At 67.9% G+C, this 11532-nt stretch carries 10 protein-coding genes; 2 read left to right on the top strand and 8 right to left on the bottom strand.

Annotated features, from left to right (window positions below):
- Positions 1–38 precede the first annotated feature (38 nt).
- The 5 genes from mltA to glnA all read right to left on the bottom strand — a co-directional run bounded on the left by mltA (position 39) and on the right by glnA (position 5745).
- Entirely contained in the window at positions 39–1199 is a 1161-nt protein-coding gene (gene mltA, locus AC5P5M_RS14775; RefSeq protein ID WP_197572591.1) for a murein transglycosylase A, read from the bottom strand.
- A 144-nt stretch (positions 1200–1343) separates the two neighbouring features.
- Entirely contained in the window at positions 1344–2090 is a 747-nt protein-coding gene (locus tag AC5P5M_RS14770; RefSeq protein ID WP_065182073.1) for an N-acetylmuramoyl-L-alanine amidase, read from the bottom strand.
- A 137-nt stretch (positions 2091–2227) separates the two neighbouring features.
- Positions 2228–3655 (bottom strand): ammonium transporter, encoded by a 1428-nt coding sequence (gene amt / locus AC5P5M_RS14765; protein WP_053520267.1) that lies wholly within the window; start codon positions 3653–3655, stop codon positions 2228–2230.
- A 22-nt stretch (positions 3656–3677) separates the two neighbouring features.
- On the bottom strand, positions 3678–4016 hold the full coding sequence (locus tag AC5P5M_RS14760; protein ID WP_004134334.1) for a P-II family nitrogen regulator: 339 nt from the start codon (positions 4014–4016) through the stop codon (positions 3678–3680).
- Between the two features lie 319 nt (positions 4017–4335).
- Positions 4336–5745, bottom strand: a complete 1410-nt coding sequence (glnA, locus tag AC5P5M_RS14755; RefSeq protein WP_053520266.1) for a type I glutamate--ammonia ligase — start codon at positions 5743–5745, stop codon at positions 4336–4338.
- A gap of 219 nt (positions 5746–5964) precedes the next feature.
- On the opposite strand from glnA, the gene AC5P5M_RS14750 reads away from it, so the two are divergent.
- Both AC5P5M_RS14750 and AC5P5M_RS14745 read left to right on the top strand, forming a co-directional pair.
- Positions 5965–6759 (top strand): undecaprenyl-diphosphate phosphatase, encoded by a 795-nt coding sequence (locus AC5P5M_RS14750; protein ID WP_053520271.1) that lies wholly within the window; start codon positions 5965–5967, stop codon positions 6757–6759.
- Positions 6760–6832: 73 nt separating this feature from the next.
- A complete protein-coding gene (locus AC5P5M_RS14745) occupies positions 6833–7660 on the top strand; it encodes an META and DUF4377 domain-containing protein (RefSeq protein WP_053520265.1) in 828 nt (275 codons plus the stop codon).
- Positions 7661–7743: 83 nt separating this feature from the next.
- On the opposite strand, the gene AC5P5M_RS14740 is transcribed toward AC5P5M_RS14745, so the two are convergent.
- Genes AC5P5M_RS14740 through AC5P5M_RS14730 form a run of 3 tightly spaced genes read right to left on the bottom strand, consistent with a single transcriptional unit; the run spans position 7744 to position 11526 of the window.
- Entirely contained in the window at positions 7744–8355 is a 612-nt protein-coding gene (locus AC5P5M_RS14740; protein WP_065182075.1) for a YbhB/YbcL family Raf kinase inhibitor-like protein, read from the bottom strand.
- Positions 8356–8365: 10 nt separating this feature from the next.
- Positions 8366–10435, bottom strand: a complete 2070-nt coding sequence (locus AC5P5M_RS14735; RefSeq protein ID WP_065182076.1) for a tetratricopeptide repeat protein — start codon at positions 10433–10435, stop codon at positions 8366–8368.
- A gap of 56 nt (positions 10436–10491) precedes the next feature.
- Entirely contained in the window at positions 10492–11526 is a 1035-nt protein-coding gene (locus AC5P5M_RS14730; protein WP_080375346.1) for a YheT family hydrolase, read from the bottom strand.
- Between the last annotated feature and the right edge of the window lie 6 nt (positions 11527–11532).

The raw sequence follows: 11532 nt of genomic DNA, 5'->3' as shown, positions 1-11532 counted from the left end.
CGGTCAGCGGTCTGCGGTCAGCGGTCTGCGGTCAGCGGTCAGCGGGCCGGCAGCGCCACGCCCTTCGGCCACAGCATCCACAGGCTGCCCTGCTGCTTCATGTCGCCGGCCAGCTTCCCGGCGGCATCACCGGTGCCCCAGTACAGGTCGGCGCGGACTTCGCCGGCAATGGCGCCACCGGTATCCTGCGCGGCCACCGGGCGTACCAGCGGCGTACCGTCCGGACGGGTGGTCGACAGCCACAGCAGGCTGCCCAGCGGTACCACGGTGCGATCCACGGCAACGCTGTAGCCGGCAGTCAGCGGTACGTTCAACGAACCGCGCGGGCCTTCCGGGCTGTCCGCGCTGCGCACGAAGAACACGTAGCTGGGATTGCTGCGCAGCAGCTCCGGAACACGCGCGGGATTGGCCTTCGCCCACGTGCGGATGGCGTCCATGGTGACGTCTTCCTTGCGCAGCTCGCCCTGCTCCACCAGCCAGCGGCCGATCGCGCGATAGGGATGGCCGTTCTGCTCGGCGTAGGCCAGCCGCACCTGCGTGCCATCGGCCAGGCGCACCCGGCCCGAGCCCTGGATCTGCAGCAGCTGCAGATCCATCGGATCGGTCAGCCAGGCCAGTACCGGCGCCTTGGCACCCTTGCCGGCGATGGTGCCTGCGTCGTCATAGGGCTTGAGTACCTTGCCGTCCAGGCGGCCGCGCAGGCGCTTGCCCTTCAGTTCGGGGTAGACGCTGTCCAGCTGCACCACGATCAGATCATCGGGGGTGCCATAGACCGGCACTGTTGCCGTGTCCGTGCGGCTGAGGCTGCCGGGGTAGATCGGCTCGTAGTAGCCGGTGATCAGGCCTTCGGCCTGCTGGCCACCCGCACGCAGCGCATAGACGTCCAGATCACGCTGCAGAAACTGGCGGATGGCGGCCGGGTCCTTGTCTGAAACCGCAGCGGCTGTGGCGCAGGGTCTGGCCCAGACCGCATCGTTCTTCAGGCGGGTGCAGCTGCTGCGCCAGGCGACGAAGCCGGCCTGCAGGTCGCTGTCCGAGACCGGTGGCAGCGCACTCCATTCAACCCTGGCGTAGGTGGCCGCAGCGGGCGTGGCAGCGGCAGGCGTGCCTGGGCGGGTGCCGGTGGTGGAACACGCGGCGAGCAGGGCTGCACCGAGCAGGAGGAGCAGCGCGCGCGGCAACGACTTAACAGTGATCATGGTCGCAATGTAGTGGGGCGGGTGCTGGCCCGGCAACCTCATGCGGGTGAAGCGCGGGCCCATGGCCGGCGGAAAGCGGATCCCGCGCTGTGCGCTCGCCGGGCACGGCCCGGCGCTACCGGCATTCCGACCCGGCGCTGGCGGTCACGGCGTCTGCAGCAGCAGCGAGTACAGGATGCGCGCGTCTTCCGCATCCAGCGTCTTCGGCAGATCATCGCTGCCACGGAATCGACGGTGGAACGCAGCTACCGCCGCGTCCCGATCCTCCAGCGGGTAACCGAAGCGGGCCAGCGCATTCCAGGCATCGAAGCCTTCCGGTGCGGGACCATCGCTGGCACGCGGCCACACGCCGAAGCCGGCCTCTGCAAGTTGCTGCCACGGGAAGAAACGGCTGGGATCCTGCTTGCGCGTCGGCGCCAGGTCGGCGTGGCCGATGACCTGTCGCGGCGGAATGTCCAGGCGCGCGGTGAGGTCGCGCAGCAGCACGATCAACGATTCGATCTGCGCCGCGCTGAAGGGTGTGCGGCCGTTGTTGTCCAGCTCGATGCCGATGGACGCCGAGTTGAGGTCGGTGATGGTGCCCCATCGGCCCGTGCCGGCATGCCAGGCACGACGTTGATCGCTCACCAGCTGGTAGCGATGGCCATCGGCGCCGATCAGGTAATGCGCGCTGACCCGGCCGCCACTGTTGGCGGTGCGCAGCGTGCGCAGGCTCTGCTGCACCGAATCCTGTTCGGTGTGGTGGATGACGATGATGACCGGACCCCGCGCGTTGTGGTTCGGCGAGGGCACCCAGGTCGCGAGCGGATTGCGCGGCTCCGGCGGAGCGGACGCACAGGCGGCCAGCAGCAGGCAGGCCGAGAGCAGCAGGGACGTGCGGATCGGGTGCATGCCCCTGATTGTGCGCGATCGGGATGGATCGTGCATGGAGGCGCACGCGGCGCGTGGCCGGTGCCCTGACGGACGCAGCCGGGCATGGCCCGGCTGCACAGCGTGCGGGCGGCCCTTCCGGACCGCCCGCCCCTGCATCAGGCCTCGTACGCGGATTCGCCGTGCGAGGTGACGTCCAGGCCGGTACGTTCGGCCTCTTCGGTCACGCGCAGGCCGACCACCACCTTCACCAGCAGCAGGATGACCGCGGTCACCACGGCGGACCAGACCACCGTCAGGCCGACGCTGACCACCTGCACCCACACCTGGTGGCCGATATCCAGATCGGCCTTGGTGCCGCCCAGCGACTGCGCACTGAACACACCGGTGAGGATCGCGCCGACGATGCCGCCGACGCCGTGCACGCCGAACACGTCGGCCGTGTCATCCACCTTCAGCAGCCGCTTGAGACCGGTGACGCCCCACACGCAGACGGTGCCGGCGACGAAACCAATGACGATGGCACCCAGCGGCCCGACCGTGCCGCACGCGGGCGTGATGCCGACCAGGCCGGCCACCGCGCCGGAGGCCGCACCCAGCGCCGACGGCTTGCCCTTGCCGATGGCTTCCACCAGCGTCCAGCCCAGCACTGCGGCGGCGGTGGCCAGCACGGTGTTGAGGAAGGCCAGCGATGCCACGGTATCGGCCGCGGCGGCGGAGCCGGCGTTGAAGCCGAACCAGCCCACCCACAGCAGCATCGCGCCGATGTAGGTGAACGGTACGTTGTGCGGCTTCAGCGCGGTCTGGCCGTAGCCGAGGCGCTTGCCGACGAACCACGCGGCGACCAGGCCGGCAACGCCGGCGTTGATGTGCACCACGGTACCGCCAGCGAAGTCGATCGCGCCCAGCTCACCCAGGTAGCCACCGCCCCAGACGATATGCGCCATCGGGATGTAGCTGAAGGTGAACCACAATGCCGAGAACAGCAGCACCGCACGGAACTTGATGCGCTCGGCGAAGGCACCGACGATCAGCGCGGTGGTGATGCCGGCGAAAGTCGACTGGAAGGCGACGAACAGATAATCCGGCAGGCCCGCGATCGGCGTGTTGCCCACCGAGTCGGGCGTGAAGCCCTTCAGGAACGCGAACTCGGTGAATGAACCGAAGAACGGATTGCCGGCGCTGAACACCGCGCTGTAGCCGTAGGACACCCACAGCAGCAGCACCAGCGAGAACACCACCAGGATCTGGCTCAGCACGGACAGCACGTTCTTCGAACGCACCAGGCCGCCGTAGAACAGGGCCAGGCCCGGCACCACCATCAACAGCACCAGCAGGGTGGAGGTCAGCATCCAGGCGACGTCGCCGTGATCGAAGGCCGGGGCCGCAGCCTCGGCAGCCGCGGGAGCGGCGGCGGCCGGTGCCTGCAGCGGCTCGACCGCTACCGGTTCACTGCTCAACGGTGTCACCTGGGCCTGGGCGTGGGCGTTGCCCGGCCAGACGCCCGCGGCCAGCGCGCTGAGCAGCATCAGCAGGCACACGAGATGGAACCGGGCTTGCCACCCGGTAAGAAGGCGCATCTTCATTGGGGGAGTCTCCGGAAGGGGGTTACAGCGCGTCTGCACCGATTTCGCCGGTGCGGATGCGGATGACCTGTTCGACGGCGGTGACGAAGATCTTGCCGTCACCGATCTTGCCGGTACCTGCCGACGATTGGATCGCCTCGATCACCGCATCGGCGCGCTCGTCGGTGACCACGGTTTCGATCTTGATCTTGGGCAGGAAATCGACGACGTACTCTGCGCCGCGGTACAGCTCGGTATGGCCCTTCTGGCGGCCGAAGCCTTTCACTTCGGTCACGGTGATGCCCGACACGCCAGCATCGGAGAGGGCCTCGCGGACCTCGTCGAGCTTGAACGGTCGGATGATGGCGGAGATCAGTTTCATGCGCATGTCCCGATGGTGGATGGGGCCAGCGCGCCAACGCGCGATGGCATCAGGCAACCACGGGCCATCACATCGATGGCCGTGGCTGTTGCACCGGACACGAACGGGGCCGGGACGGTCGTGCCTCTCTCCTTGCACGACCGACGCGGGAGGGAGGGCGGCCCATGTCGCGTATCCGGTCTCTCTTGCCCCTGGATCAACGGACCCACGGTCCGCTCTACCACGGTGGGCCGGAGCCCACCCTGCGGCTCCCCAGCCGCAAAGATCGGAGGCGATGGCGGCGGGTGGGAGGGGGAAGCCCGCCGCCATCGCCGCCCGGTCAACTGGCGTAGTACAGCTGGTATTCCAGCGGGTGGGTCGCCGCGCGGAACTTGGTCACTTCCTGCATCTTCAGGGCGATGTAGCCGTCGATGAAGTCATCGCTCATCACGCCGCCGGCCTTCAGGAACTCACGGTCCTTGTCCAGCGCTTCCAGCGCCTGGTCCAGCGAGGAGCAGACCTGCGGAATCAGCTTCTCTTCTTCCGGCGGCAGGTCGTACAGGTCCTTGTCGCTCGGTGCGCCCGGGTCGATCTGGTTCTTGATGCCGTCCAGGCCGGCCATCATCAGCGCGGTGAAGGTCAGGTAGCCGGACTGGATCGGATCGGGGAAGCGCATTTCGATGCGGCGTGCCTTCGGGTTGGAGACCCACGGAATGCGGCACGACGCCGAACGGTTGCGCGCCGAATAGGCCAGCATCACCGGTGCTTCGAAGCCCGGCACCAGGCGCTTGTAGCTGTTGGTGCCCGAGTTGGCGAAGGCATTGATGGCGCGGGCATGCTTGAAGATGCCGCCGATGTACCACAGCGCCAGCTGGCTCAGGCCGCCGTAACCGTCGCCGGAGAACAGGTTGGCGCCGCCCTTGGACAGCGACTGGTGCACGTGCATGCCGCTGCCGTTGTCGCCGACGATCGGCTTGGGCATGAAGGTGACGGTCTTGCCGTTGCGGTGCGCGACGTTCTTGATGACGTACTTCATGCGCAGCAGCTCATCGGCCTTCTGCACCAGGGTGCTGAACTTGGTGCCGATCTCGCACTGGCCGGCGGTGGCCACCTCGTGGTGCTGCACTTCCACTTCGATGCCGACCTGTTCCAGCGTCTTGCACATTTCCGCACGCAGGTCGTGCAGGGTGTCGGTCGGCGGCACCGGGAAGTAGCCGCCCTTCACGCCCGGGCGGTAGCCGCTGTTGGCGCCGTCGTACTTCGCGCCGCTGTTCCAGGCGGCTTCTTCCGAGTCGACCTTGAAGAAGGTGTTGCCCATTTCATTGGCGAAACGGACCGAGTCGAAGATGAAGAATTCCGGCTCCGGGCCGAAGAACGCCGATTCGGCGATGCCCGAGGACTTCAGGTAGGCCTCGGCACGCTTGGCGATGCCGCGCGGGCAGCGGCCGTAGGCCTGCATGGTGGCCGGATCGAGGATGTCGCAGCTGATGACCAGAGTGGGATCGGCGTAGAACGGATCGACATAGGCGCTGGACGGATCCGGCAGCAGGACCATGTCCGATTCGTTGATGCCCTTCCAGCCGGCGATCGAGCTGCCATCGAACATCTTGCCTTCTTCGAACAGCGACGCTTCGACGATGCTGACCGGGAAGGTGACATGCTGTTCGACACCGCGCATGTCGACAAAGCGCAGATCGACGAACTCGATCTGGTTGTCCTTGATCAGCTTCTCAACGTTTTCCACGGACATCGGTACGACCTCGGATGGGAATGAATGCCTGCTGAGGTACAGCAATGACCGTGCCAACTTTTTGCGCCCTGCAAGTCCTTGATTTCACACAACGTGCACTGAGTCAGTGCGGCACAGCCTGCACCAAAGGGGTGCGCAGGCACGCGGATGCACCCCTTTGGTGCGGCATGGATGGTCTATCCTCTCGACCTTCTTCCGCCGCACGCGCCCGCACTGTCCATGTCCGACCTGCTCTCCGCCCTGCTGCTGGGCATCCTCGAAGGCTTGACCGAATTCCTGCCGATCTCCAGTACCGGCCACCTGCTGATCGCCCAGCATTGGCTGGGCGCACGTTCGGATTTCTTCAACATCATCATCCAGGCCGGCGCGATCCTGGCCGTGGTGCTGGTGTTCCGCCAGCGCCTGTGGAGTCTGGCCACCGGCCTGGGGCAGCGCGAGAACCGCGACTACGTGTTCAAGCTGGGCGCGGCATTCCTGGTCACCGCCGTGGTCGGGCTGCCGGTGCGCCTGCTCGGCTGGGAACTTCCGGAAACGGTCAGCCCGATCGCCTGGGCGCTGATCATCGGCGGCATCTGGATGCTGCTGGTGGAGCTGTATACCGCGCGCCTGCCCGACCGCGACCAGGTCACCTGGACGGTGGCGATCGGTGTCGGTCTGGCACAGGTGGTGGCCGGCGTGTTCCCCGGCACCTCGCGCTCGGCGTCGGCCATCTTCCTGGCCATGCTGCTGGGCCTGAGCCGTCGCGCAGCCGCCGCCGAGTTCGTGTTCCTGGTCGGCATTCCCACCATGTTCGCCGCCAGCGCCTATGCGTTCCTCGAGCTGGCCAAGAAGGGACAACTGGCCAGCGAGAACTGGGCCGATGTCGGCGTGGCGTTCGTTGCCGCCGTCATCACCGGCTTCATCGTAGTGAAGTGGCTGCTGGGCTACATCAAATCGCACCGCTTCACCGCGTTCGCCCTGTACCGCATCGCGCTGGGTGCCGCACTGCTGCTGTGGTTGCCGTCCGGCACCTGAACAGCGGCGGGGAACGGCAACCCCGTTGCCGGCCCCGCCCCGTTTCCCCCTCGGTTCCCCAAGGAGAATCACCATGAACCGCAAGCTCACCCTGCTCCTCCCGCTGGCCCTGCTGGCCGCCTGCAGCCAGACCCCGGCCCCGGCCGGAACCGGCGGCGACGACGTGGCCCCGGCGGCGACCAAGGCGGCAGACCAGCAGACGCTGGCGCACCTGGACGCGCAGCGCCTGCAGAGCCAGCACTGGCGGCTGCAGAAGGCCACGGCCGCCGACGGCAAGCGCATCGACGCGCTGTTCGCCCGTGAAGACAAGCCGGTCACCCTGGACTTCGTCGATGGCCGCCTGTCGGTCAGCAATACCTGCAACCGCATGAGTGGCGGTTACACCCTGGCCGACGGAAAGCTGAGTGTCAGCGCGATGGCCTCGACGATGATGGCCTGCGCGGACAAGTCGCTGATGGCGCTGGACGAGGCCGTATCCAGCCGCCTGCAGGGCGAACTGAAGGCGGAGCAGGATGCCGCCGGCACGCTGACCCTGACCAGCGCACAGGGCGACACGCTGGTCTTCGCTCCGGAACCCACCGCTGAAACCCGCTATGGCGGCGCCGGCGAAACCGTGTTCCTGGAAGTGGCCGCCCGGACCGAGAAGTGCTCGCACCCGCTGATCCCGGACTACCAGTGCCTGCAGGTCCGCGAGGTGAAGTATGACGACAAGGGCCTCAAGCAGGGCGAGCCGGGCAAGTTCGAGAACTTCTACGGCAACATCGAGGGCTACACCCACGAAGACGGCGTGCGCAACGTCGTGCGGGTGAAGCGCTACGAGGTGAAGAACCCGCCGGCCGATGCGCCGTCGCAGGCGTATGTGCTGGACATGGTGGTCGAGTCGGCCGTCGAGAAGAAGTAAGCATGCAGAAGGGCGGCCGCAGGGCCGCCCTTCTTCGTTGCCGCCGGGCGTACTGCCCGGCGCTGCAGAAACACGCTGCGCGGTCAGGCCAGCGCCGGATTCAACGTGTAGGTGCCATGCAGCGCCGCCTCGGCCAGCACATGGCCATGCATGGCGCGATGGACATCCGCGGCGGTGAAGCGCTCCGGCAACGCCAGCGCGGCCACGTCCAGCGCGAACACACGGAAGAAGTAGCGGTGCAGCCGCTCGTCGTTGAACGGCGGGTACGGGCCGTCGTAGCCCAGGTAATCACCGGCCATGTCCGGATTGCCGGCGAACCAGCCGGTGAAGTCGTTCAGGCCCTGCCGGCTGCCGGCCGGACCGGCCGGTGCGGCCTTGCCCTTGACCACGAAGCCATCGCTGCAGCTGCCCGCGGCGATCTCGTGCACGCTGGCAGGGATGTCGGCCATCACCCAGTGCACGAAGTCGCAGCGCGGCTGGTCGCGTGGCACCGTCATATCGCTGCGGCCGACGGTGTCCGGCACGGTCGGCACATCCGGGTCCACGCAGATCAGCACGAACGAGCGGGTGCCCTCGGGCACATCGCTCCAGGCCAGGTGGGGATTGCGGTCCGGCGCGAAACCGGCGGTGTCGCCGGCGGCGAATTCGCGGTCGATCGGTGCGCCGTTGGTCAGGCTGTGGCTGCTCAGTTTCATCGGACGGTCCTCACTCTTCCGGGTAGCCCAGGCGCACCGCGATCGGTGTCAGCTGGGCGAAAGCGGCGCTCATCACGTCGCGGTAGTGGCGCCAGTGGCCCGGCGGGAAGCGCGGCACGCCAAGCTGGGCTGCCACGGGCATGGGGCGCTCGAACAGGCGTCCCAGCAGCTCGGCCATCGCCTGCGCATCATTGCCGATGTGATCGATCCGCAGCAGCACATGCGGGTACAGATCTTCCTCGTTCAGGGTCGCGACCTGGGCCAGCGCACGCGCCAGCCATTCGCCGGCCTCGGCCAGCGAGGTCATCGCCAGCGGCGCGGCAGCGCCATAGGCCACCCAGTCCAGCAGCATGTCGCGCGGATCACGCAGCACGATCAGCAGGCGGCCCTGCGGCAGCTGCGGGCGCAGGGCCCACAGCAGCGCGTTGTCCCACCACAGCAGCCAGTCGATGATCGTGTCGCCCTGCACGCCGCGCGCCGGCAGCTGCTCGCGCCAGCGCTGCACCAGCCGCTCCGGCGTCAGCACGCCGGACGCCAGGTCCTGCAGCGTGTGGTAGTTCTGGAACGCGTCATCCGGCGGGTTGCTGGTGTAGCGATCACTGCGCAGCACCGGGCTGGCAGCGGCCAGGCCGGTCGCCACGCGCTCCACACCCGAACCCGGTGCGCCCCACAGGAAAATCGGCGCCGACGTGTTGGATTCGTCGACACTGCCCTTGTCCGGCCAGCTCGGCGGTGCCTTCGCCTGCGGCGGCAGCGGCAGGCGCTGAGGCGCCTGGTCGGCCTGCAGCGCCAGCCAGGTTGCCAGGGCAGCATCCGGTTGCCCGGCGCGATCCTGGATCTCGCCCAGCCAGGTGCGCAGGTCAGCGCGATGGCCCTCCGCGGCCTGTTCGATCAGCGCCTGCACGCGGGCAACGGCAGCAGCGGGGTCGCGCTGCAGCAGGCCCTCGACAAGGCGGGACTCGGCGCTGACACGGCCCGGCTCGAGGCTGACGATGCGTTCTGCGATGCCTTCAGCCTGTGCGTGCTCACCCGCCATGTCGTGCAGCCGCAGACGCGCCTCCAGGGCGGGCACATGGCCAGGCATCGCTTCGATCCAGCGCTCGACCACGGCAACCGCCGCATCGCTGCCCACCTCTTCCACCGACAGGCGTGCCAGCCACAGGTCATGCAGCTGCGGGTTGTTTTCCAGCGCCGCATCCAGGCGTGCGCGCGCTTCTTCCTCGCGGCCCAGCCGCTGCCACGACATCAGCAGCAGCTGCAGCATCTGCCGGTCTGCCGGCTGCGATTCCAGCAGCGGCAGCAGGTGTTCCAGCGCCTGCAAGGGCTGCCCGCTGCGCAGCGCCAGCTCACCGGCCAGGCGCCGCAGCGATGCGTGGTCCATGCCTGGCTGCTGCAGCGCCACCTGCATGGCCTCGGCGGCGGCCTCGAGATTGCCCTGCCGCAACGCCAGCTGCACGACCAGCCCGTGCAGGGACGACAGCGACGGGTTGAGCTCCAGCACGCGGCGGAAGGCCTGCTCGGCGAATGCCAGCATGTCCTTGCCCAGATAGGCAAAGCCCAGTGCATACAGCACGCGCGGATCATTCGGCTGGGCCTGGTTGGCCTGCGACAGCAGTACCAGCGCGCGATCAGGATCGTCACGGCGCAGGGCGATCATGCCGTCGATGTGCAGCAGATCGGGGTGATCCGGTTCAACGCGCGCGGCCAGGGTCGACAGGCGCTGGGCTTCGTCGAAGTCATTACGGCCGATCGCCAGGTGCGCCTGCATCAGGTAGGCGGAAAAGGCGTTCGGATTGAGATCGGTGGTACGCAGCAGCGCCTCGTCGGCGCCCTGGTATTCGCGCAGCGCCAACAGCAGGCCGGCATGCTGCAGATGCAGCTGGGCATCGTCGGGGGCCAGCCGCAGCGCCTGCTGCAGGGCGTCCATCGCGTCGCCGGGCTTGCCCTGCTGCTGCAGCGCAAGCGCCAGCCAGCGGTGGGCTGCGGCCAGGCCGGGTTCGTCACGGGTCCACGCCTGGGCCAGCTGCACGGCCTGGCCGGCCTCGTTCTGGCGCAACGCTTGGATGATCTGGTCTTGCATGGCGGTCCGGTTCAAGGGCAAACCCGCATTGTAGCGGCCTGCGCGCCGGTCCCGGTTCAGGCCTGCAGAACCCGCCGCAGGCGCTGTGCCACCCAGCGCTCGGAGAAGCCGTCACCACGCCAGTTTTCCAGGAAACCGCAGTGACCGCCCCAGCACGCCGTTTCCAGATGCGCCTGGCGTGGCAGCTGCCAGTCGCGGAATGTGGAATACGGGATCACCGGATCATCCTGTGCCATCAGGATGTCGGCCGGCACCTGCAGCCCGGACAGGCGATCACCGGCAATCGAGTAGCCGTCGAAGTACGCCTGCAGCGAACCGAAGGTGGTATGGCGCTCGACCAGCCATGCGGTCAGCGCGCGGATGTCCAGCTTCAGCACGCGATCGTCGCAGTCACTCAACTCGGGGAACAGGTCGCGCTTGCGGCGCAGCGAGACGGTCCACTTGCGGCGGAAATACCAGTCGTACATCGCCGGGCCGTTCTCGATGCTCTCCATGGTCAACGCCGGGTCCAGCACCGGGCACACCGAGGCCACCCGCAGCAGCGGCACGCCGGCTGCCGGCGCACGCAGGGCCAGGCGCAGCACGAAGTTGCCACCCAGCGAGTAGCCAGCGGCGACCAGCGGCAGGTGCGGCCAGCGCTGGGCGACGTCGCCCGCGGCATGCACCACTTCGTCGATCAGGTTGGAGTGGAAGATGCCGGGGTTGAGGTGATGGGTGTTGCCATGGTCACGGAAGTTCAGCCGCACCACGTCGAAGCCCTGCTCGAGCATGCGCGCGGCGGCCATGCGCATGTAGCTGGACTCGGCGCTGCCTTCCCAGCCATGCAGCAGCAGTGCGATGCCACGCGGCTCGCGCCCCTCGACGTGGCTGTGCCAGCCCTGCAGGCGCACGCCCTCGCCACCATCGAGGATCATTTCCTCGCTGACTGCGCCGGTGGCGGCCAGCAGCAGCAGGCCGCGCTGCAGGCGCATGCGGCTGGAACTGAGCATCGACTGCAGGTGGGGATTGCGCAGCCAGCGCGGCGGCTGGTAATCGGCCGCAGTCAGCATCGACGCGGATGCGTCGACAGGCGGTGGCGGGACCAGGGCCACCACGGC

The sequence above is a fragment of the Stenotrophomonas sp. YJH_SMC_106-19 genome (assembly GCF_059368375.1).
This window is presented reverse-complemented; position numbering and strand designations above follow the sequence as displayed.

Bases quoted from the DNA above. Each gene is read 5' to 3' on its own strand.
- mltA (WP_197572591.1), bottom strand. From the start codon at position 1,199: ATGATCACTGTTAAGTCGTTGCCGCGCGCGCTGCTCCTCCTGCTCGGT.
- AC5P5M_RS14770 (WP_065182073.1), bottom strand. From the start codon at position 2,090: ATGCACCCGATCCGCACGTCCCTGCTGCTCTCGGCCTGCCTGCTGCTG.
- amt (WP_053520267.1), bottom strand. From the start codon at position 3,655: ATGAAGATGCGCCTTCTTACCGGGTGGCAAGCCCGGTTCCATCTCGTG.
- AC5P5M_RS14760 (WP_004134334.1), bottom strand. From the start codon at position 4,016: ATGAAACTGATCTCCGCCATCATCCGACCGTTCAAGCTCGACGAGGTC.
- glnA (WP_053520266.1), bottom strand. From the start codon at position 5,745: ATGTCCGTGGAAAACGTTGAGAAGCTGATCAAGGACAACCAGATCGAG.
- AC5P5M_RS14750 (WP_053520271.1), top strand. From the start codon at position 5,965: ATGTCCGACCTGCTCTCCGCCCTGCTGCTGGGCATCCTCGAAGGCTTG.
- AC5P5M_RS14745 (WP_053520265.1), top strand. From the start codon at position 6,833: ATGAACCGCAAGCTCACCCTGCTCCTCCCGCTGGCCCTGCTGGCCGCC.
- AC5P5M_RS14740 (WP_065182075.1), bottom strand. From the start codon at position 8,355: ATGAAACTGAGCAGCCACAGCCTGACCAACGGCGCACCGATCGACCGC.
- AC5P5M_RS14735 (WP_065182076.1), bottom strand. From the start codon at position 10,435: ATGCAAGACCAGATCATCCAAGCGTTGCGCCAGAACGAGGCCGGCCAG.